The 20,046-nt window shown below is 70.5% G+C and carries 19 protein-coding genes; 3 read left to right on the top strand and 16 right to left on the bottom strand.

Annotation, left to right across the window (positions count from 1 at the left end):
• Positions 1 to 85 precede the first annotated feature (85 nt).
• A complete protein-coding gene (locus OCL97_RS15805) occupies positions 86 to 2,617 on the top strand; it encodes a sensor histidine kinase (RefSeq protein ID WP_377370843.1) in 2,532 nt (843 codons plus the stop codon).
• Here OCL97_RS15805 and OCL97_RS15800 read toward each other — a convergent pair.
• From OCL97_RS15800 to OCL97_RS15780, 5 genes are all read right to left on the bottom strand, one after another.
• Complete coding sequence (locus OCL97_RS15800) at positions 2,614 to 3,096, bottom strand: periplasmic heavy metal sensor (protein ID WP_377370842.1); 483 nt, start codon at positions 3,094 to 3,096, stop codon at positions 2,614 to 2,616. The two genes, OCL97_RS15805 and OCL97_RS15800, sit on opposite strands and share 4 nt — an antisense overlap.
• Positions 3,096 to 3,518: a hypothetical protein gene (locus tag OCL97_RS15795; RefSeq protein WP_377370841.1), complete on the bottom strand. Its 423-nt coding sequence runs from the start codon at positions 3,516 to 3,518 to the stop codon at positions 3,096 to 3,098. The genes OCL97_RS15800 and OCL97_RS15795 overlap by 1 nt, the downstream gene beginning before the upstream one ends.
• A gap of 10 nt (positions 3,519 to 3,528) precedes the next feature.
• On the bottom strand, positions 3,529 to 4,074 hold the full coding sequence (locus OCL97_RS15790; protein WP_304779001.1) for an RNA polymerase sigma factor: 546 nt from the start codon (positions 4,072 to 4,074) through the stop codon (positions 3,529 to 3,531).
• Between the two features lie 35 nt (positions 4,075 to 4,109).
• Positions 4,110 to 4,529 (bottom strand): EF-hand domain-containing protein, encoded by a 420-nt coding sequence (locus OCL97_RS15785; protein WP_304779003.1) that lies wholly within the window; start codon positions 4,527 to 4,529, stop codon positions 4,110 to 4,112.
• Between the two features lie 65 nt (positions 4,530 to 4,594).
• The gene (locus OCL97_RS15780) at positions 4,595 to 7,492 is read right to left on the bottom strand and encodes a bifunctional [glutamine synthetase] adenylyltransferase/[glutamine synthetase]-adenylyl-L-tyrosine phosphorylase (protein ID WP_377370840.1); all 2,898 of its coding nucleotides are present in this window, start codon (positions 7,490 to 7,492) and stop codon (positions 4,595 to 4,597) included.
• Between the two features lie 227 nt (positions 7,493 to 7,719).
• Between OCL97_RS15780 and OCL97_RS15775 the strand changes: the two genes are divergently transcribed.
• Entirely contained in the window at positions 7,720 to 8,394 is a 675-nt protein-coding gene (locus tag OCL97_RS15775) for a DsbA family oxidoreductase (RefSeq protein ID WP_377370839.1), read from the top strand.
• Between the two features lie 7 nt (positions 8,395 to 8,401).
• Here the strand turns inward: OCL97_RS15775 and OCL97_RS15770 are convergent, their stop codons facing one another.
• Together OCL97_RS15770 and OCL97_RS15765 are read right to left on the bottom strand one after the other, a co-directional pair.
• Positions 8,402 to 9,691, bottom strand: coding sequence for an MFS transporter (locus tag OCL97_RS15770; protein ID WP_377370838.1), 1,290 nt, complete (start codon positions 9,689 to 9,691; stop codon positions 8,402 to 8,404).
• Between the two features lie 188 nt (positions 9,692 to 9,879).
• Positions 9,880 to 10,374 carry a class I adenylate-forming enzyme family protein gene (locus OCL97_RS15765; protein WP_377370837.1) on the bottom strand — a complete coding sequence of 165 codons (495 nt, stop codon included), beginning with the start codon at positions 10,372 to 10,374 and terminating at the stop codon, positions 9,880 to 9,882.
• Here OCL97_RS15765 and OCL97_RS15760 point away from each other — a divergent pair.
• Positions 10,334 to 10,852: a hypothetical protein gene (locus OCL97_RS15760; RefSeq protein ID WP_377370836.1), complete on the top strand. Its 519-nt coding sequence runs from the start codon at positions 10,334 to 10,336 to the stop codon at positions 10,850 to 10,852. The genes OCL97_RS15765 and OCL97_RS15760 overlap by 41 nt on opposite strands.
• Positions 10,853 to 11,213: 361 nt before the next feature.
• Here the strand turns inward: OCL97_RS15760 and OCL97_RS15755 are convergent, their stop codons facing one another.
• The 9 genes from OCL97_RS15755 to ccmI form a co-directional block, all read right to left on the bottom strand.
• Complete coding sequence (locus OCL97_RS15755) at positions 11,214 to 11,483, bottom strand: BrnA antitoxin family protein (RefSeq protein WP_377370835.1); 270 nt, start codon at positions 11,481 to 11,483, stop codon at positions 11,214 to 11,216.
• Positions 11,470 to 11,733 carry a BrnT family toxin gene (locus tag OCL97_RS15750; RefSeq protein WP_377370860.1) on the bottom strand — a complete coding sequence of 88 codons (264 nt, stop codon included), beginning with the start codon at positions 11,731 to 11,733 and terminating at the stop codon, positions 11,470 to 11,472. Before OCL97_RS15750 ends, OCL97_RS15755 begins: the two co-directional genes overlap by 14 nt.
• 37 nt (positions 11,734 to 11,770) lie before the next feature.
• Positions 11,771 to 13,174 (bottom strand): sensor histidine kinase, encoded by a 1,404-nt coding sequence (locus OCL97_RS15745; RefSeq protein WP_304698864.1) that lies wholly within the window; start codon positions 13,172 to 13,174, stop codon positions 11,771 to 11,773.
• Positions 13,175 to 13,484: 310 nt separating this feature from the next.
• Positions 13,485 to 14,156: a response regulator transcription factor gene (locus tag OCL97_RS15740; protein WP_304698862.1), complete on the bottom strand. Its 672-nt coding sequence runs from the start codon at positions 14,154 to 14,156 to the stop codon at positions 13,485 to 13,487.
• Positions 14,157 to 14,183: 27 nt separating this feature from the next.
• Complete coding sequence (locus OCL97_RS15735; RefSeq protein ID WP_377370834.1) at positions 14,184 to 15,740, bottom strand: Do family serine endopeptidase; 1,557 nt, start codon at positions 15,738 to 15,740, stop codon at positions 14,184 to 14,186.
• A gap of 137 nt (positions 15,741 to 15,877) precedes the next feature.
• Complete coding sequence (locus OCL97_RS15730) at positions 15,878 to 16,324, bottom strand: cytochrome c-type biogenesis protein (protein ID WP_377370833.1); 447 nt, start codon at positions 16,322 to 16,324, stop codon at positions 15,878 to 15,880.
• On the bottom strand, positions 16,321 to 18,282 hold the full coding sequence (locus OCL97_RS15725; RefSeq protein WP_377370832.1) for a heme lyase CcmF/NrfE family subunit: 1,962 nt from the start codon (positions 18,280 to 18,282) through the stop codon (positions 16,321 to 16,323). The genes OCL97_RS15730 and OCL97_RS15725 overlap by 4 nt, the downstream gene beginning before the upstream one ends.
• The gene (ccmE, locus tag OCL97_RS15720) at positions 18,279 to 18,779 is read right to left on the bottom strand and encodes a cytochrome c maturation protein CcmE (RefSeq protein ID WP_377370831.1); all 501 of its coding nucleotides are present in this window, start codon (positions 18,777 to 18,779) and stop codon (positions 18,279 to 18,281) included. Before ccmE ends, OCL97_RS15725 begins: the two co-directional genes overlap by 4 nt.
• Positions 18,776 to 19,855: a c-type cytochrome biogenesis protein CcmI gene (gene ccmI / locus OCL97_RS15715; RefSeq protein WP_377370830.1), complete on the bottom strand. Its 1,080-nt coding sequence runs from the start codon at positions 19,853 to 19,855 to the stop codon at positions 18,776 to 18,778. The genes ccmE and ccmI overlap by 4 nt, the downstream gene beginning before the upstream one ends.
• Positions 19,856 to 20,046 lie beyond the last annotated feature (191 nt).

The following is a 20,046-nucleotide window of genomic DNA, read 5'->3' as shown; positions in this document are numbered from 1 at the left end:
CTGTGACCCTATGACTCTCGTGACGCGGGGGGAGCGCTCGCCTAGACTCGCATATTGGGTGACTCGGGTTTAGGAGCGACGGGCGTTGGCCAGACGCGGGGGTGAGGACGCCGAGGCCATTCGGCCTCAGGGGCGCGACAACGCGCCCGGCGTCCGAGCGCTGCCGACCCAAACCTTCGCCCGCATCGCCATCCTCTCCACCCTGCTGCTGCTGGCGGTCTACACGGCCTTCGCGGTGGCGCGTATCCAGCGCGAGCCGCAGATCACCACCGCCGCCAACGCCGCCCTGCCCAGCCGAGCCGAGGCCGTGGCCGCTCACCTGGACGCCGAGGCCGCGGCTCTGCGCGGCGGACTACTGGCGGCGCGCGAGGCCCTTCAGCGGGACGGCGACCAGCCCATGGCCGCCGCCGAGAGCGGCCTGCGCGCCTCAGCAGGCGCCGCCGTGGCCATCGCGGTGATCTCCGACAATGAAATCGTGGCGGTCGCCGGCCCGCCGGGTGGCCTCGACTGGAAGGAACTGGCCAAGGGCGCCGAGGACTCCAAGCGCGAAGTCTGGCAGGGCGTCACCAGCCAGAGCGCCCCGGCCCTGGCCGCCGCCACCTCGGCGGCCACCACCAAGGGCCAGCGCTGGATCGTGGCGGCTGGAGATCCGACCCATCTCGGCGCCTGGCTCTCCAAGACCAGGCCCGAGGCCGTCGCCACCCCGGAGGGGCGCATCCTCGTCGCCAGCCCGGCCAACGGCGTCGTCGCGGCCGACACCGTCAACGCCGCCTTCGCCACCACGCCGGAAGAGCTGAAGCTGGACGGCGGCCTGAGCCGGGCCCAGGGGCCGGACGGCGCCTCACTGGACCTCGCCGCCCGTCCCGCCCTCGGCGGAAGCCTCTATGTGCTGGCCGGGGCGAGCTCCGCGCCCATGGAGATCCAGACCTCTACCGAGCAACTGGCCTGGCTGCTGACCCCGTTGGCCGCGGCCTTCCTTCTGGGCCTGCTGCTGCTCAACCAGAGCAACCGGGTGGAGAACGCTCAGAAAGCCTTCGTCGATTCCGAGCAGCGGTTCCGGCTGGCGGTGGAGGCGGCGCGCTGCGGAATCTGGGAATGGGACCTGTCCAACGACAAGATGTTCATGTCTGACGTCACCGGCGCTATCTTCGGCTGGGGCGGCGGCGGCATCGTCGATGGCCAGGCGGTGCTGGAGCGGGTGTCGGCCGACCACCGCGACCGCCTGCGCCAGGCGCTCTCCACCGCCGCAGTCTATGGCGGCTTCGACGTCTCGTTCCGCGTCCCTTCCATGCAGGGCGGAAGACCCACCTGGATCGACGCCCGGGGCCAGGCCTTTGGCGACAAGGACCGGGACGGCTACTCGCGGATCATCGGCGTCGCCCTGGATGTCACCGAGGAGCGCATGGCCCAGGCCCGCGCCCAGGCCGCCGAGAACCGCCTGCGCGACGCCATCGAGAGCGTGTCGGAGGCCTTCGTCCTCTGGGACCGCAACGGCCGCCTGCTGATGTGCAACAAGAACTACCGGACTTTCTTCTCGCTTGAGCCTCGGCTGCTGAAGCCCGGCGCGTCGCGCGAGCAGGTGAACCGCTTCGCACAGTTGGCCATCAAGCAGGAGATGGACGCGTCGGACGGCCGCAAGGGCGTGCGTGAGGCCGAGCTCAATGACGGCCGCTGGATCCAGATCTCCGAGCGCCGAACCGCCGAGGGCGGCCTGGTGATGAGCGCCGCCGACATCACCGCCATCAAGACCCAGGAAGAGGCGCGGCGCCTGAACGAAGAGGCGCTGCAGAAGGCCGTTGTCGGCCTAGAACGCAGCCAGGAACAGCTCTCCGAGCTGGCGCGCAAGTACGAGATGGAGAAGGTCCGGGCCGAGGGGGCCAACAAGGCCAAGTCCGAGTTCCTGGCCAATATGAGCCACGAGCTGCGCACCCCGTTGAACGCCATCAACGGCTTCTCCGAGATCATGGTCCAGGAGATGTTCGGTCCGCTGGGCGACCAGCGCTACAAGGGCTACTCACAGGACATCCTGTCGTCGGGCCAGCACCTGCTGGCCCTGATCAACGACATCCTCGACATGTCGAAGATCGAGGCGGGCAAGATGAGCCTGAAGTTCGAGCCCATCGCCCTGGAGGAGGTGGCCGAGGACGCTGTGCGGCTGGTGCGCAACCGCGCCGAGGCGACCGGCCTGGCCCTGGCCATCGACTTCCCGCAGCACCTGCCGGAGATCGAGGCCGACTATCGGGCGGTCAAGCAGATCCTGCTGAACCTGCTCTCCAACGCCATCAAGTTCACGCCGCGCGGAGGCCGGGTGACCATCCGCGCCGAGGGGCGTCACGACCCCCTGGGCGAGCGCATCCGCATCAGCGTTCAGGACACCGGCATCGGCATCGCCGAGGACGACCTCGCGCGCTTGGCGCGGCCCTTCGAGCAGGTGGAGAACCAGCACTCCAAGACCACTCAGGGGACGGGGCTGGGCCTGGCGCTCACCAAGTCCCTGGTGGAGATGCACGGAGGGGCGCTGGATATGCAGAGCGCGCCCGGCGAGGGCACCATGGTCAGCTTCTCCCTGCCGATCCGCCAGACCGGCGCGGCCCTGGCCGGGGTCGCCGCCGCCTAGGGTTGCCGGCGTTCGCGCGGGCCACGGCCGCCTGGCCCACTCCGCGCCAAGCCCTTGGCCAGCTCCGCGCGTTCCGCCGGCGGCAGGGTGGCTGCGAAGGCCACGATGCGATCCTCCACACCGCCGCGCGCGGTCATCTCAAGCGCCCGAGCCTCGGCCAGGCGTCTGGAGATGGCGGGGCCGTCCAGGGGCTGGGCGCCGAGATCGGCCCAGGCTTCCCGCCGCGCTTGGCGGGCTTCGCTCATCTGCCCGCCCACCCCACCGGCCTCGGCCCGCAGCAACTGGCGATAGGCTCGCTGGCGCTCAGGAGGCAGGGCGTCGGCCGCTCTCCATAGCGGCTGGCGGGGACGCTCGGGGGCCTGCGCCGCTTCCCGCACGCGGTGGCCGACGACGACACCGCCCACCACCGCGCCGATGACGAAGAGGTTGAGGGCGACCGACGCCACCAGGGCCACGGTAAGGGTGCGTTGGCTGGGCATCAGGCGCCTTCGCTCGTCTCTGGGAGATCGTCGTAGCCGATCATGGCGGCGCTCAGCGCCTCGGGCGCGTCGGTGGCGGAGGAGAGGTTCGCCGACAGCGCGACTCCAGCCACCAGGCCCGCCGCGCAGGCCCCGGCCAGGCCGGCCCCCACACCGGCGCCCAGCAGCCAGGTCCGCAGGTTCCACCGAGACCGTGCGGTCGGCGCCGCCGCGATCACGGCCTCGCGCATCCCGTGCGGGACGCTGAGCGGCGCCCAGGCGTCCAGGACCGCGTCGAGGCGGTCGGCGTCGGCGAGCGCTTCGCGGGCGAAGTCCGGCGCCGCCGCCATGAGCGCTGCGGCCGCCTCGCGCTCGGCGGCCGGCCAGCGCGCCGTCGACCCGCCATGGGCCTCCGCCAGTTCCAGGAACCGCTCCCGCGTCATGCCTGCCCCCTCATGGCGCCATCATATCCGAGAGCGCCGACCGCAGGGCCCGCCGGCCCCGCGACAGCAGACTCTCCAGGGCCTCGACACTGACACCCATGACCGCTGCGGCCTCGATATTGGTCATCTCCTGATAGTGGCACAGCGCGACCGCCTCCCGCTGGCGGTCCGGCAGGACAGCCATGGCCGCGGCCACCCGTCGACCGACATCTGAGGCCTCCAGCCCCCGGTCGGGCGCCGGCCCCTCGTCGGACTGCTCGGGTGGCGTCTCGGTTGGAATTTCTCGGCGGCGACGCAGCCTGTCGTAGCAAAGGTTGAGGGTCACCCGGTGCAGCCAGGTGTCGAAACGGGCCGCGCCCGGCGCCCAGGTCGGCGCCTGACGCCACGCGCGGATCATCGCCTCCTGCGCCACGTCCTCGGCCTCCGATGCTTCGCCGAGCATCCGCCCGGCCAAGGCGAGCAGGCGCGGCAGCTTGCGGGCGGCGAGCGCCCGCACCGCGGCGGGATCTCCCCGCGCCACGCGCGCCAGCAGCTCTTCGTCCGGATCTGAGTCCAAACCTGACCTCGCCCCGGGCGGCGGTGATGGGCGGGCTATCCAGCACGGCCCCGGTTCTGGCGCATGGTGGCCAGTTCGTCCTTGCTAAGCCAGCCATCACGATTGGCGTCGACCTGATCGAAGCGACGCTTGGAGCCGGCGTCGAGTTCGGCGCGCGACAGTGCGCCGTCCTTGTTGGCGTCGCCCTTGCTCCACATCTCGGCGATGCGGGAGGCCGCCTTCGCCCCGCCAAAACGCGCGGCCAGGGCCTCCATGGACTTGCTTTCCGCCTTGGTGATCCTGCCGTCCTTGTCGCCGTCCAGCCGACCCAGCATGGAGTCGGCCTGGACCTTCTTGAACTCGGCCAAGGTGACCTTGCCGTCCTTGTCCAGGTCGAGGTCAGGTCCCCGGCCCATCTGGGCGTGGGCGGAGCTGGCCATGGCCAGGAAGGCGGCGGTGATCAGGAGGCGCTTCATAGGATCCTTTCGACGAGCTTGCGGACCGTCACGAGTTCAACGGTCCGTCGGCCCATATCCGTCGCTCAAGTTTGCACAATGATGTCGTAGGCATGCCGGGCGGCGACGCGGGCGCGGGCGAGCTTGGCGCGCAGGCCCTTGAAGTCCTTCACGCCTCCGGCCCGGGCCAGCAGGGCCTTGAAAGCCTTAGGTTCCTCGCCGGGGTCCTCGCCGTCGGGCAGGGCCACCTTCAGGAGCTGGGTCAGGTTCTGCTGCAGCCGCCAGGCCTCCTGCAGGTCGGCGAGGGGACCCTTCTGCGCCAAGCCGGCCGCCAGGACCAAGCCCAGGGCCTCGGCGGTATTGGGCGCGAGGGGGCCACCGGCCGGGGCGTGCACCAGTTGCAGGAACTGGGCGGCGAACTCGATGTCCACCAGCCCGCCGGGCGAGAGTTTCAGATCCCAGTCGCCCTTGGGCGGCCGCTCCTGTTCCAGCAGCTGGCGCATCTCGCGGACCTCGGCGGCGGTCTTGCCGGCCTCACGAGGGCGCCGCAACGCCGTGTCGATGGCCTGGGTCGCGGCCTGGGCGAACTCCGCCGAACTTGCCCAGACCACCCGGGCGCGGGTCAGGGCCAGCAGCTCCCAGGTCTCGGCCTCGCGGTCGTAATAGTCCTCGAAGGCGGCGAAGCTCACCGCCACCGGCCCCTTGGTGCCGGAGGGGCGCAGCTGCATGTCCACCTCGTAGAGCTCCCCCTCCCCGGTGGGCGTCGACAGGGCGGCGATCAGGCGCTGGGTGAAGCGGCCGTAGAAGAGGTCGGCGCTCCACTCCTTCACCGACGAGACGGCGGCCGGTTCGTCGGCGCGGTAGACGGTCATCAGGTCGAGGTCCGAGCCGGCGCTCATCTCCCTCGACCCGCACTTGCCCAGGGCCACGACGGCGACCTGGCCGGGGAAGGTCCCGCCCAGGCGTTCGGCCTCGGTCAGGGACACCGGCGCCAGGGTGTCGATGCAGAGGTCGGCGAGGTCGGCGAAGGCGTGGCCGGCGATCTCGGCGGTGGCCGAGCCGCTCATCACCTGGACGCCGATGCGGAAGGCCTGCTCGCGATGCACCCGGCGCACAGCGTCCATGGCGCCTTCGAAGCCGTCGGACTGGGACACGGCCGCAGCCATGACCCGGCGATCCTCCTCGATGGCGATGTCGGAGAAGAAGTCGCCGTCCAGCATGGCGTCCAGGGCGGCGGGCCGCCGCGCCAGGGTGTTGGCCAGGCGCGGCGCGTAGGCCATCACCTGGACGATCAGCTCGAACAGCTGCGGCTGGGCCAGAAACAGGGACTGCAGCTGCACGCCGGACGACAGCTTGCCGAAGAAGTCGCTGAAGCGTTGGAAGGCGATGTCCGGCGCGCCGGTGGCGTTGGCCGCTTCAAGCAGGCGCGGGGCCAGGCGGGTGAAGAGCTCCCGGCCCCGCTCCGTGCGGGTCGCCGAGATGTGGCCGTGATGCCAGCCGCGGATGGTCTGGGACACCTTGGCCGGCTGCGAGAACCCCATGCGGGCAAGGGTTGCGAGGGTTTCCGGATCATCGTCGACCCCGGTGAAGATCAGGCTGCCGAACCGGGACGACAGCTGCTCTTCGTCGGGGAAGAGCTCGCCATAGCGGCGGTTGACGGCCTTCAGCGTCTTCTCGATGTCGCTGTCGAAGGCCTTGAGCTTGGCGAACCCGGCCAGGGCCGCGACCCGGCCGCGCTCGATGTCGGAGTCCGGAAGCTTGTGGGTCTGCTCGTCGGCCAGCATCTGGATGCGGTGCTCGATGGCCCGCAGCACGCCATAGGCCTCTGTCATCTCCTGGGCGGCCTTGGGAGCGACATGGCCGGCGGCGTGGAGGGCGGCCAGGGCGTCCAGGGTGCGGGGCGAGCGCAGGTCGGGGTGGCGGCCGCCCAGGATCAGCTGCTGGGTCTGGACGTAGAACTCGATCTCGCGGATGCCGCCGCGCCCCAGCTTGAGGTCCATCCCCTTGGCCTGCAGGCGGTCGTCGACCTTGTGGACATGGATCTGGCGCTTGATGGAGTGGATGTCGGCGATGGCCGCGAAGTCGAGGTTCTTGCGCCAGATGAAGGGGGTCAGCTCCTGGAGGAAGGCCTCGCCCCGGGGCGTGTCGCCGGCGCAGGCGCGGGCCTTGATGAAGGCCGCCCGTTCCCAGTTCTGGCCGACGCTTTCGTAGTAGTCCATGGCCGCGGCGACCGGCACGGCCAGGGGCGTCGAGGAGGGGTCGGGGCGCAGGCGCAGGTCGGTGCGGAAGACGTAGCCGTCGCCGGTCTTGTCCTGCATCAGCTCGGACAGCTTGTTGGTCAGGCGGACGGCGAAGCCTTGGGATTCAACGCCTTCGACCAGAGGCAGGGCCTCGGGCTCGTAGAAGACCGAGATGTCTATGTCACTGGAATAGTTGAGTTCGTAGGCGCCGTGCTTGCCCATGGCGATGCAGAAATAGCCGGGGACCGGTCCCGCCGGCCCCTCCCCCACGGCGGTCTGGCGGCCGGCCTCGACCTCGCTGCGGGCCGCCACGGTGAGCGCGGTGGTGAGGGCGGCGTCGGCGAAGTGGGCGAGGGCGCCGGTGACCGCGTCCAAGTCCCAGACCCCGCCCAGATCGGCCAGGGCGATGAGCAGGTGGGCCTCGGCCTTGAGCTTGCGCAGGCCCACCTTGGCGGGCTCGTAGCTGACATCGGCGAGGGCGGCGGTGCGGGCCAGCAGGTCGTCGAACCGCGCGTCGGGGTCAGCCTCCAGCAGGTCGCGCAGGCGCGGCAGGTCGCGGCGGGCCAGGCTGGTGAGGTAGGGGGACGCGCCGAAGACCGGGGCCAGGGCGGGCCAGGCCCGCTCCAGGAGGTCGGTCCAGCCGCCCTCCTCGGCCGCGGCGCGGACGACGCTGTGGGCGCGCTCGGCGGCCTTGGGGTCGGCGACGGGGCCGCAGGGGGTCAGGCCATCGATCAGGCGAGTCATCCGCACATTGTCGGCGGCCACGGATGGAAGACAAGGCTGTTTAAATGCCGGTCAGCCAGCCACCAGGTCTTGGGGCGCAAGGGATTGCGGCGGCCGCCGCCGGCCCACCAAGGCCAACAGGTGACCGTCGAGGTCCCGCCAAGTGTTGATCCTCAAGCGTGCGTCCGCCCCTGCCCCGCCGCGCGCGGTGGGCTATACCAGGGTCAGAGCCACGAGGAAGATAGCCAGTGACCCCCGTCCCCATCGTCTGCTTCACCGACGTCCTGTGCGTCTGGGCCTATATCGCCGAGCTGCGGCTCGACGCCCTGCGGCGGACCTTCGGCGACCGGGTGCGGATCGAGTACCGGTTCTGCCCGGTGTTCGGCGACACCGCCCGCAAGATCCCCGCCGCCTGGGGCGACAAGGGCGGCTATGAGGGTTTCAACGCCCACCTGCGGCAGTCCGCGGCCGCCTTCCCCGAGATCGAGCTGAACCCGGCCGTCTGGCTGACCGTGCGGCCGGCCTCCTCCTGGGGGGCCCACCTGTTCCTCAAGGCCGCGCAGCTGGACGAGGCGGCCGGGGGCGGGCCGCCGGGCGCGGCCGAGACCGCGGTGCGCGGCCTGCGCCAGGCCTTCTTCGCCGAGGCCCGCGACATCGCCACCTGGGAGGTCCAGCGCGATGTCGGCGCCCGGGCCGGCGCCGACATCGCCCGCGTCGAGGCCTTGATCGCCGACGGGCGGGCCTTCGCCGCCCTGGCGTCGGATCACCAGGACGCCGAGGCTCTGCGCCTCCAGGGCAGCCCCAGCTTCGTGCTCAACGAGGGCCGCCAGAAACTCTACGGCAATGTCGGCTTCCGCATCCTCGAGGCCAACGTCCAGGAACTGCTGCACGAGCCCCAAGCCGACCAAGCCAGCTGGTGCTAGCCCGCCCTCACCCAGCCTCGGGATGGGCCTCGTCCAGGTGGCGCAGGCGGGAGAAGGCGGTCACCGCGCCGACGATCGCCAGCATCCCGAGCCCCGGGAACAGGATGGCGGCGTGGGGCCCGATGGCGTGGGCCAAGACGCCATAGACCACCGCCCCAGCCGGCGCCCCGCCCATCATCCCCAGGGTGAAGATCGACAGCACCCGGGCCACCTTGTCCGGCGGCGCGTATTGCTGGACCAGGCTGCGGCCCAGGGTCATCGCCACCCCGCCGCCCAGGCCCCAGACGAAGTTCAGCGCGCACAGCAGCCAGAACGGCATGGGAATGCTGCACAGCACCAGGACGGAGGCGCCCACCAGCAGCGAGGTCAGATAGGCCAGGCCCTTGCGGCGGATGTGACCGAACCGGACCAGGGCGGTCGCCGAGATCATCGAGCCGACCCAGAAGGTCAGGCTGAACACCCCCAGGGCGGTGGCGATCTGCGCCCGCGCCGGCCCGGCTAGGTCGCGGGGGAAGTAGTCCTGCACGATCAGCGGCAGCAGCACGGCGAAGGCGCCCATGAAACACAGTCCCATCCCGATGCTGCAGAGGATCACCGGGCCGATCACCGGCGAGGCGATCGCCGCGCGGAAGCCGCCGCCGATCTCACCGGCCATGAACCGCAGCACCCCGGTCTCCCGGATCCGGCGCTCGCCGGCGGGCCGGGGCCTGATCTTCGTGGCCGAGACCGCCGCGGCGGCCATCAGTCCCGCCTGCCCGAACAGCAGGGCCGGAATCCCCAGCAGGGGGGCGGCCGTGGCCAGGGCCATGCCCAGGATCTGTCCGCCGAACTGCGCCAAGGTGGCGAAAGCCACCCCCTGGTGCAGGCCGCCGGGGGCGACGCGGCTCAGCAGCGCGTCCCGCGCGGGGGTCACGAAGGCGCCGATCGTGCCGATGATCAGGGCGTAGGCGATCAGGGCGCCATAGGTGAGGTGACCCCCGGCCACGAAGAGGCCGAGCCCGGTGAAACTCACCGCGCAGAGACCGCAGCCCAGCAGCACGGTGCGGCGGATGTCCGTGCGGTCGGCGACAAAGCCGCCCAGCAGGATCAGCAGGACCGTCGGCGCCTGCATCGACATCTGGGCGAGGCCAAAGCGGATCTCGTCCTCCTGCAGCACCACCCGCACCAGATATGGAAACAGCACCATCTGCAGCCCGAAGGCCAGGAACCAGGCCCCCTGGGTGAAGAGATAGCTGGAGAAGCCGGTGGGCGAGGCGTCCTGGCGGGCGCCGGGCGGGGTGATCTCGGCTGTGGCCATGGCGTGCTGAGCGGTTCCGGAGCGTCTTGCCGCCGGAGCCGGCGCAATCCCCAGCTATGTCACCCCATTTCCCGTCCATGGGAAGCCGCGCCTGCGCCCCCATGCCGCGCGGCCGCCTCATCCCCTAGACCCTTTCCGGATCAGGTTGATTCAACCTGACCGGACAAAAAGGGTCTACCTCCTTGACGTTAGAGCATGTCCGGGCGGCGAACCGGTTCCCACTTGCGCCTGACATGCTCTAGTTGCCGCTTGAGAATCTTGCCCGAGGCGATGCGTGGCAGGGGCTCGCTGGCGAAATGGACGTATCGGGGGATCTCGAACCGCGCCGGGCGCGGCGCCAGGAAGGCCGCAGCTCGGCCTCGTCGACCGCGGCGCGGGCGTAGATGGTCGCGCCCACCCTCCTCGCCCAGGCGCGCGTCCGGCACGCCGTAAACGCTGGCCTCGATCGCCTGCGGATGCTCCAGCAGCGCCGACTCCACCGCCCCGCAGCCGATGTCCTCGCCGCCGCGGATCACCAGGTCCTTGATGCGGTCGACGATGTAGACGAAGCCGTCCTCGTCCACATAGGCCACGTCGCCGGTGCGCATCCAGCCGTCGACAACGGTTTCGGCGTTGGCGTCGGGCCGGTTCCAGTAGCCGCGCATGATCGAGGCGCCGCGGATCTGCAGCTCGCCGCGCGTCATGCACGACGGCGACTTCCGACGCCCGTTCAACCAGCTGCTGGAGGCCGACATCGTCTATGTGCGCGACCCCGTGGCGCCCGGCGGCCTGGATCCGGAGCTGATGAAGGCCGTGGCGCTGCTGGCGCACCACAACTTCTACAGCATCGACCTCGCCGGCCGGATGATCGCCCTGCTCGCGGCCCGTGGCGAGCTCCCGGCGGACGCCTTCGAGCGCTATCTCGCCCTGGTGAACGCCGGGGCCGGACGGCTTCCCACGGCGCCCCTTGTGCAAATTCCGCTGATCCCGCCCGCGGCCGGATCAGCGCCATCGACCTACGGTCGCGCGCCCGTTCGTGGGGTTCGTGGACAATCTGTTGGGCCTGTGTGGCGGCGCGATCTCAAGACTTGGAACCACGAACCACACGAACAGGTGGGTCAACTCCGACCCCCGGCTATGAATCCGAATTCGATGACAGCGTTTCAGTCCGGTCAGACGTGAGAACCGGCATGCCGATTAAGTGCGCTGTCACCGTGATTCCCGGTAATTCTCGACCGGTCGGGGTCAGCCGGTTCCTGGCTGGAGGCTAATGCGCCGACCCTGCGGCGCTCCGTGATCGTGTACCTTGGCGCCTGAAGCTCAGAATCGCCATCGCGACGAGGGAAGCGATGAAGAAGATTGGCACCCCAAATGCCCAAGCCGAGGGCACGCCTTCTGGGCAATCATTGGTCTCACATGGTCCGTTCGCCCAAGCCGACAGCGTGGCGACGAACACCGTCACCATCCAACCGAGCAAAAGGTAGAGCCCTCCGCCAAACACCAGAATGGCTAGCTTGGTCGTTCGCGACATTGGGCTGCGCCTTCAGGCGATCTTGCGAGCGATAACCTCTTTCAAGGCCTCGTCGATGCGGGTCTGCCAGCCGGCGCCGCCAGCGCGGAAGTGTTCGATCACCTCACTGCTGAGGCGAAGAGAAATCGGCGTCTTGGCCGGCGTTTTCTGCGGCCCACGGCGGCGTGTCAGGGCGTCGAAGACCTTTTCGGGCAGGACATCCTTCGCCGGCCTGGCTCGGGCGAAATCCTCGTCCGTCCATTCAGGATTGTCTTCGTCGAAGCCGGGCTCATGCGGGGCCATGGCGTCTCATCTCCTTCGCATGGGCGCGTCTAAAGCTGATCGCCCGGATAGTCTCGTCATCGACCTGCGTGAAGACGAGCATGAAGCCCACGCCATCGATCCTACTCCAGGCCCGATAGCGCACCTCACCATAGTCGCGCCGATCATCGATCAGGATCAGGGCGGTCTCGAAATCAAAAGCTTCGGCGTCCGCCAGGGACAAGCCGTGCTTCGCGATGTTCGTGGCGTCTTTGCTCGGATCGAAGACAATCGGTATTCTGTATATACGATTAGCCTTGGCCTGTCACCTACCCCGCCCTCGGCAGGATCAGGGCCACCCGCAGCCCCGGGCCGATTTCGCCGACCTTGCCCGGCCCTTCCGCCAGTTCCAGCCGGCCGCCGTGGGCTTCGGCGACGGCGCCGACCAGGGAGAGGCCGAGGCCGGCGCCGGGTTGGCTACGGCTGTTTTCCAGGCGCACGAAGCGTTCGACCACGCGGGGGCGGTCTTCCTCGGGCACGCCGGGGCCGGTGTCGGTGATGGAGAACTCGATCTCGCCCGAGGAGCGGCGGCGCACGCGCAGCATGATGGCGCCGCCCGAGGGGGTGTACTTCACGGCGTTGTCGAGCAGGTTGGCCAGGGCCTGGGCCAGGAATTCCTGGTTGCCGCGCGCCTGCAGCCCCTCGGCCATCTCGGCCTGGAAGTCGAGGCCGGCGTCCTCGCAGAGGGGCTCGTAGAGTTCGGCGATGTCGGCGGCGAGCTGGGCCGGGTCGAAGAGGACCTGGTCCGGCGCCGAGCCCGCGGCCTGCAGCCGGGCGATGGCCAGGACCGCGCCGAAGGTCTTGAGCACCCCGTCGGTGTCTTCCAGCGCCTGGCCCAGCGCCTGTTCGGGGTCGCCCTTGCCGGCTTCCACGTCCAGATAGGCCACCTCCAGCCGGGCGCGCAGGCGGGTGAGCGGCGAGCGCAGGTCGTGGGCGATGGCGTCACCGGCGTGGCGGTGGCCGGCCATGGAGCGCTCCAGCCGATCGAGCATCTCGTTGAGGCCCTCGGCCAGCTCGTCGAACTCGTCGCGGGTCCCGCGCACCGGCGCGCGCGCGCCCAGGTCGCCGTTGCGCACGGCGGTGACCACGTCGGTGAGGCCGGCCATGGAGCGGCTGACATTACGGCTGACCAGCACCCCGCCCATCAGGCCCAGGACCACCACCAGGGTGCCCGCGCCGCGCAGGGCGTTGACGATCTTGCCCACATAGGCCTGGTCCTCGCTGACGTCGGCGCCGACGAACAGGATCTCCCCGCCCCGCAGATGCTCCTGGAAGCCACGGGCCGGATGCTTGATGGGCCGACCCTCGACGTCGAAGTCGGTGACCGAGAAACTGGCGCGGGCCGGGACGGCGTTGATGTCCTCCAGGGGCGACTCGGCGATGGAGCCGGAGATGCGGGTGCCGTCCGACTTCATCAGCAGGTAGAGGAAGGGCCGCTCGCTGGCCGCCCGCTCGATCAGGGACTGGTTCACCGCATCGACGCCGGCCCGCTCATAGGCCGCGACCAGGGAGTTCATCTCGCGGGTGATTTCCTGGTCGGTGCGCCGCGTCGCCTCGCCGGCGGTGGCGACATAGATATAGGCCAGGAAGGCGCTGGCCGCGGCCCCGAACAGGGCCAGGAACAGCAGGGTCAGCCGGAAGGGCGTCGTGCGGAACAGCCGCGGGAGGCGCATGCCGGGGGACATCTAGGCGGCCAGTTCCGTGACCCTTCTCCCCTTGCGGAAGAAGGTGTCGCGCGACGGCGCGACGGATGAGGGGTCACGTTGTGTTCGACGAAATGGCGCGACCTTGTTCGTGTGGTTCGTGTGGTTCGTGGACAGTCTTGATGGGCCTCGCGGCGTCGCGGCCGGAAGACTTGGAACCACGAACCACACGAACCACACGAACGGTGGATCAGACCGAACTTCGGAGAATGAATCTGGGTCCCGGCCTGCGCCGGGATGAGCGGATGGGGGGGCGCCGCAGATCATGTGTGACCCGCCCCTACGGCTCCAGGCGGTAGCCCGCCCCGCGGACGGTCAGCAGCATGGCGCGGTCGAAGCCCTTGTCGATCTTGGAGCGCAGGCGCGAGACGTGGACGTCGATGACGTTGGTCTGGGGGTCGAAGTGGTATTCCCAGACCTTCTCCAGCAGCATGGTGCGGGTCACCGACTGGCCGGCGTGGCGCATCATGAATTCCAGCAGTTGGAACTCGCGCGGCTGGAGGTCGATCTCCTTGCCCTGGCGGCAAACCGAGCGGCCGATGAGGTCCATCTCCAGCTCGCCGACCCGCAGCAGGGTCTGAACCGAGCCGGTCTCGCGGCGGCGCGACAGGGCCTGGACCCGGGCGCTGAGCTCGGCGAAGGCGTAGGGCTTGACCAGATAGTCGTCGCCGCCGGCCTGGAGGCCGGTGACGCGGTCGTTGATCTCGCCGAGCGCCGAGAGGAAGAGCACCGGGGTCTGGTCGCCCTCGCGGCGGATGGTCTCCACCAGGGTGACCCCGTCCATCTTGGGCATCATGCGGTCGACGATCATCACGTCGAACTCGCCGTCGCGGGCGGCCTTGAGGCCCTCCTCCCCGTCGGCGGCGCGGACACAGGCGTGGCCGCCCTCGGTGAGGCCGCGGTCCATGGCCTCGGCCGCCTCAAGGTCGTCCTCGACGATCAGAATCCGCATGGCTTTCCCCCTTCAAGAATCCGGAGCTTAGCCGGAAACCTTGATCGGCAGGAAGGTGGTCCGGCCGGCGCGGTAGACGCCGATCAGGATGCTGGGACGACCGCTGCGTTTGGCGGCCTCGACCGCCGCGGAGAAGTCCGAGGCCGACGCCACAGGACGGCCGCCCGCCTGGGTGATGACGTCGTTCTTGCGCAGGCCGCGCTGGGCGGCGTCGGAGGACTGGTCGACGCTGTCCACCACCACGCCACGCAGGGGGGTGTCGATGTTCAGGCGGGTGCGGGCCGCGGCGTCCAGAGGGGTGAGCTTCAGGCCAAGGACGGCCGGGAGCTGGACGGCCGGACCGGAGGGGCCGCCGGAGCTGCGGGGGCTGCCGGAATTGTCGTTGGCGGCCAGCTCCTTTTCGGTGGGGCGCACGCCCGAGCGGATGTCCACGGTGCGGCGCTTGCCGTCGCGGAGCACTTCGAGGCTCAGGGTGTCGCCGGCGCGGGCCTTGGCCACCTCGCGGGTGAGTTCCGAGGAGGTCTTCACCGTGACGCCGTTGACGGCCACCACGACGTCGCCCGGGGTCAGGCCGGCCTTGGCCGAGGGGCCGCCGGGGACCAGGTCGGCGACGATGGCGCCCTTCTGGCCGGGCAGGCCCTGGGCGTCGGCCATCTCGGCGGTGTAGTTCTGGATCGAGGCGCCGATATAGCCGCGGGTGATCTTGCCGCCCGAGATCAGGGCCTTGGTGGTGGCGTCGGCCACGTCGGAGGGGATGGCGAAGCCGATGCCCACCGAGCCGCCCGAGGGGGAGAAGATCGCGGTGTTGACCCCGATCACCCGGCCAAAGACGTCGAAGGTCGGGCCGCCGGAATTGCCCCGGTTGATGGGGGCGTCGATCTGGATGTAGTCGACGAAGGTCTCGCCGATGTCACGGCCATAGGCCGAGATGATGCCCGCCGTGGCGGTGCCGCCCAGGCCGAAGGGATTGCCGACGGTGATGACCCAGTCGCCGACCCGGGGCTTGGCGGAGTTCTCGAAGTTCACGAAGGGGAAGTTGCCGCCCTTGACCTTGAGGACCGCCAGATCGGTGCCCTCGTCGCGGCCGACCACGACGGCTTCCAGTTCGCGCTCGTCCTTGAGCACGACCTTGATCTCCTCGGCGTTCTCCACGACGTGGTTGTTGGTGACGATGTAGCCGTCGGCCGAGATGAAGAAGCCCGAGCCCGAGGATTGCTGGGTGGGCAGGCGGGGCTGGCCTCGCCCGGTCGTGCCGCCTTCGCTGTCGCCGTCCTCGCCCTCCGGGGCGCCGCGGGGAACGATGTCGAAGGGCAGGCCGGGGATCTGGCGGCGCAGGGCCGAGGCGTCGACCTTGGAGGTGACGTTGATGGAGACCACCGCCGGGGACACCTTCTCGAAGATGTCGGCGAAGGACAACGGCGCGCCGGGGGGCGGGGCGAAGATCGGGGCGGTGGAGGCCTTGAGCAGCATGGTGCGGTCCAGCGTGCTGTCGGGCTGGCCCACACGGGCCCCGGCGACGGCGGCGGTGGCGATGCTGACGCCGGCGATGGCGCCCCAGAGATAGCCGTTCTTCTTCGAGGTCATAATGCCTTCAATTTCCATTTGGGCCCGCACCGGGCTCCAACAAACCTAGGGTCGATGCCTTAGACCGCAACCCACGTGCAAGTTACGTTTAGGTCACGCTGCCAGCATCAAGGCGACCGATATTGGGCGCAATCGTGTCACGTCTGTTCCTTGTCAGCGAGAGCGGCGAGGCGAGCGGCCTCGGCCTCGGACAATTCGGCGTACGGACGCGGCGTGCGAAGGTTCCGCAGCAGCAGCAGGACCCCCAGGATCACCACGACAAAAGGGGCGCCCCAGAGGACGGCGTTGCCCCAGGAGAAGGCCGGCTTGAGCAGGACGAACTCGCCGTAGCGGTCGGTGAGATAGGTGCGGACCTGATCGTCGGACTTGCCCGACCGGATCTGGTCGCGGACCAGGAGACGCAGGTCGGCGGCCAGTTCGGCCGAGGAGTCGTCGATGGACTCGTTCTGGCAGACCAGGCAGCGGACCTCGGCGAAGATGGCCCGGGCGCGGGCCTCCTGGCCGGGATCGGGCAGGCGCTCGGAGGGGTCGGAGGCCGCGGCCATGCAGAAGACGGCGGCGAACAGGACCAGCAGCTTTTTCATTCGGCCACCGCCCGGCGTCCCACGGCCAGCCGCAGGCGGCGGTCCGAGATCGAGATGAGGCCGCCCAGCGCCATGATGGCGGGACCCAGGAAGATCAGCAGGGCCCAGGGGTTCCAGTAGGCGCGCACCAGCCAGACCTCGCCGGGGCGGCGCTCGCCCAGCACCACGTAGAGGTGGCTCGCGCCCTGGGTGCAGATGGCGACCTCCGAGGTGGTCTGGCCGCCGGTGGGGTAGAAGCGGCGCTCGGGCCTGGGGGTGCAGACCAGGGCGCCGTCGCGCCGCGCGGTGATGGTGGCGCGCTCGGCGTCGTAGTTGGGGCCATCGACACCCTGGATGCGGTCCAGGGTCAGCTCATAGGCGCCGACATTGAGGGTCTGGCCGATGGCCAGGGTCTCGGCGGCCTCGGCCTTCCAGGCGGTCTCGAAACAGGCGCCCAGGACGAAGACGCCCAGGCCGAGGTGGGCGAAGGTCATGCCCCAGGCGCCGCGCGGCAGGCCGGTGAGCCGCCGCCAGGTCTCGGCGCGCGAGCCGCGGAAGGCCCGGGTGCGCTCGGCCAGCTCCACCAGGGCGCCGATGATCAGCCAGGCGCCCATGGCCAGGCCGGCGCTGGCCATGGCCTTGCGAGGGCTGACCACGGCGAAGGCCAGCAGGCCGCAGGCGACGGCGATGAGGGCCGCGACCCAGAGGCGCTGGGCCACGCCGAGCGCGTCGCCGCGCTTCCAGGCCAGCAGGGGGCCGGCCGGCAGCAGGATCAGCAGGGCGGCCATCAGCGGGGTGAAGGTGAGGTTGAAGAAGGGCGGGCCCACCGAGATCGCCTCCCCCGTCGCGGCCTCGCGGATCAGGGGATAGAGGGTGCCCAGCAGGACGGTGACCGTGGCCGCCGCCAGCAGGATGTTGTTGAGCACCAGGGCGCTCTCGCGGCTGACGGGGGCGAAGACGCCGCCAGGGCTCAGCGCCGGCGCCCGCCAGGCGAAGAGGGTGAAGCCCGCGCCGGCGGTGACCCCCAGGATCATCAGCAGCAGGACGCCGCGGGTGGGGTCGACGGCGAAGGCGTGGACGCTGGTGAGCACGCCCGAGCGCACCAGGAAGGCGCCCAGCATGGAGAAGGTGAAGGCCGCGAGCGCCAGGAAGACGGTCCAGCCGGCCAGGGCGCCGCGCTTTTCGGTGACGATGGCCGAATGCAGCAGGGCCGTGGCGATCAGCCAGGGCATGAAGCTGGCGTTCTCCACCGGGTCCCAGAACCACCAGCCGCCCCAGCCGAGCTCGTAATAGGCCCAGAAGGCGCCGAGCGTGATGCCGACGGTGAGCAGGCTCCAGGCCATCAGGGTCCAGGGCCGGACCCAGCGGGCCCAGGCGGCGTCGGCGCGCCCCTCCACCAGGGCGCCGACGGCCAGGGAGAAGACCACCGACATGCCGACATAGCCCGCATAGAGGGCGGGCGGGTGGAAGGCGAGCGCCGGGTCCTGCAGCAGGGGGTTCAGGGAGCGGCCCTCGATGGGGATCTGGGCCAGGCGCTGGAAGGGGTTGGAGGCCAAGACCGTATAGGCCAGGAACACCGTGCCGATGGCGCCCTGGGTGGCCACGGTGACCGCCTTGAGGCCTGGCGGCAGGCCGCGCCGGAAACCCGCGACCGCGGCGCCGAAGCCGGTCAGGGCCAGGCACCAGAGCAGCATGGAGCCCTCGTGGCTGCCCCAGGTTCCGGCCACCTTGTAGAGCATGGGCTTTTCGGTGTGGGAGTTGGCCGTGACATTGGCCACCGAGAAGTCGGAGGTGACGAAGGCGTGCATCAGGGCGGCGAAGGCCACGGCGACGCAGGCGAAGGCCGCGAGCGCCGCTCCGGCGCCGGCGCCGGCCAGGACGCTGGCGCGCCGCCAGCGGCCGGCCACGGACAGGACGACCTGGGCCAGGGACAGCACCAGGGCGAGGATCAGGGCGAAGGCGCCGGTCTCGGCGATCATGTGACGGGGGACTTCCGGGGCGCGTCGTAGCCGGGCTTTTCGCCGTCGCCGCGCCACTCGCCCTGTTCCTTTAACGCCTTGGAGACCTCGCGGGGCATGTAGCGTTCGTCGTGCTTGGCCAGGACCTGCTTGGCCTGGAAGACGCCGTCCTCGCGGTAGGCGCCAGTGGCGACGATGCCCTGCCCCTCGCGGAACAGGTCGGGCAGGTCGCCCTGGAAGACGATGCGGTCGGCGGCGAGGGAGTCGCGGACGGTGAACTCCACCCGGCCGTCAGGGTGCTTGACCACGCTGCCCGCCTCCACCAGCCCGCCCAGCTGGACGGTGCGGCCGGCGGGCGGCTTGGCGGCGTCGGCCTGGCTGGGGGTGTAGAAGAAGGAGATGGAGTCCGAGAGGCCCCACAGGGTCAGGCCGACGGCGAGCGCCAGGACCGGCGCGATGGCCGCCAGCAGGGTCAGGCGGCGGCGCGCCTTGGGGGACTTGGGCAGCCAGCCGCTCATGTCATGGGTTCCGTCTTGGCGGCCGCGTCGAGGGCCTGGAGCAGGTCGGGATCGGCGGCGAACCGCTTGCGGGCGGTGGCCAGGGCCGTGTCGCGCTTCTCGGCGTCGCCAAGCACGGCGTAGGACCTCACCAGCCGCACCCAGCCCTCGCCGTCACTGGGGTTGGCCTCCAGCCTGGCGGCGAGGCCGGCGACCATGCCGCGGATGGCGTCCATCTGCGGCATGGCGGGGGCTTCGGTCACCGGGGCGTTCTCGGCCTGGGAGATGGCGGATGCCAGGGCGCCGCGGCGGGGGTCGGTCATCGGCAGGTCGGCCTGCAGGGCGCGCCAGGCGGCGACGCCGCCGGCCTTGTCGCCCGCCGCGATGCGGGCGCGGGCCAGGTGGAAGCGCGGGGTGACGGCCTTGGGGTCGAGGGTCAGGGCCCGCTCGAAGGCGCGCTGGGCCTGGGGGGTGACCTCGCCGCCGCCCTGGGCCACCAGGGCCTCCCCCAGCAGGCTCCAGAGGTCGGGGCGCTTGGGATCGAGGGTGATGGCGCGGCGCAGGGCCCGGGCGGCGGCCGAGGGGTTGTCGGAGGCGGCGTGGGCCATGGCCAGGTAGCGGAAGCCCTCGGGGTCCTTGGGCCGCTCCACCGTCATGGTCTGGAGGACCGCGGCCATCTCCGGCGCCGAGAGCGCGGCCGGATCGGTGGCTCGCCAGGCGGCCAGGCGGGACTTGAAGGTCTGGTCGGCGAAGCCCGGGGAGCCGACCCAGAAATAGAGGCCAAGCGCGATCAGCGGCGTGACGGCGGCCACGGCCAGGACCGGCTTGCGCAGGCCGGTGTCGGCGGTCCAGGGCCGGGCCGTGGCGTCGGCGGCGTGGAGCAGGCGCCGCGCGGCCTCGGCATGGGCGCCCTTGCGCTCGCCCTCGGCGATCAGGCCCCGGTCGGCGAGGTCGTCGATCTCGCCGAGCTGGCGGCGATAGAGGTCCAGCGTCGGATCCTGGGACCCGGCGTTGCGCGCGGCTTGCGCGGCGGCGTGCAGGACAAGGCCGGCCGCGGCGGCGGAGATGAGGCCGGCGGCGATCCAGAAGGCGATCATGAGGGGCGTTTAGACGAAACCGGCGACCAGCGCGAGGTCCGTAAGATTACGCAGCCCACGCCAAACGCGCTACGCGCCGGTTCGCCAAAACGAGGACCGACTTGAGGGCTCGAGAGGGTGCGATGCAGAGGTTGCGACGAACCTCACCTCCCGACGTCCGCAATGGCGGGAAGCGGAACTGACCTCGGTCA

Origin of the sequence: Phenylobacterium ferrooxidans (genome assembly GCF_042714595.1) — a bacterium.
Lineage (GTDB): Bacteria > Pseudomonadota > Alphaproteobacteria > Caulobacterales > Caulobacteraceae > Phenylobacterium > Phenylobacterium ferrooxidans.
This window is presented reverse-complemented; position numbering and strand designations above follow the sequence as displayed.

Bases quoted from the DNA above. Each gene is read 5' to 3' on its own strand.
- OCL97_RS15740 (WP_304698862.1), bottom strand. From the start codon at position 14,156: ATGCGGATTCTGATCGTCGAGGACGACCTTGAGGCGGCCGAGGCCATG.
- ccmI (WP_377370830.1), bottom strand. From the start codon at position 19,855: ATGATCGCCTTCTGGATCGCCGCCGGCCTCATCTCCGCCGCCGCGGCC.
- OCL97_RS15755 (WP_377370835.1), bottom strand. From the start codon at position 11,483: ATGGCCCCGCATGAGCCCGGCTTCGACGAAGACAATCCTGAATGGACG.
- OCL97_RS15785 (WP_304779003.1), bottom strand. From the start codon at position 4,529: ATGAAGCGCCTCCTGATCACCGCCGCCTTCCTGGCCATGGCCAGCTCC.
- OCL97_RS15730 (WP_377370833.1), bottom strand. From the start codon at position 16,324: ATGAAAAAGCTGCTGGTCCTGTTCGCCGCCGTCTTCTGCATGGCCGCG.
- OCL97_RS15765 (WP_377370837.1), bottom strand. From the start codon at position 10,374: ATGACGCGCGGCGAGCTGCAGATCCGCGGCGCCTCGATCATGCGCGGC.
- OCL97_RS15725 (WP_377370832.1), bottom strand. From the start codon at position 18,282: ATGATCGCCGAGACCGGCGCCTTCGCCCTGATCCTCGCCCTGGTGCTG.
- OCL97_RS15780 (WP_377370840.1), bottom strand. From the start codon at position 7,492: ATGACTCGCCTGATCGATGGCCTGACCCCCTGCGGCCCCGTCGCCGAC.
- OCL97_RS15760 (WP_377370836.1), top strand. From the start codon at position 10,334: ATGATCGAGGCGCCGCGGATCTGCAGCTCGCCGCGCGTCATGCACGAC.
- OCL97_RS15795 (WP_377370841.1), bottom strand. From the start codon at position 3,518: ATGACGCGGGAGCGGTTCCTGGAACTGGCGGAGGCCCATGGCGGGTCG.
- OCL97_RS15745 (WP_304698864.1), bottom strand. From the start codon at position 13,174: ATGCGCCTCCCGCGGCTGTTCCGCACGACGCCCTTCCGGCTGACCCTG.
- OCL97_RS15800 (WP_377370842.1), bottom strand. From the start codon at position 3,096: ATGCCCAGCCAACGCACCCTTACCGTGGCCCTGGTGGCGTCGGTCGCC.
- OCL97_RS15735 (WP_377370834.1), bottom strand. From the start codon at position 15,740: ATGACCTCGAAGAAGAACGGCTATCTCTGGGGCGCCATCGCCGGCGTC.
- OCL97_RS15770 (WP_377370838.1), bottom strand. From the start codon at position 9,691: ATGGCCACAGCCGAGATCACCCCGCCCGGCGCCCGCCAGGACGCCTCG.
- ccmE (WP_377370831.1), bottom strand. From the start codon at position 18,779: ATGAGCGGCTGGCTGCCCAAGTCCCCCAAGGCGCGCCGCCGCCTGACC.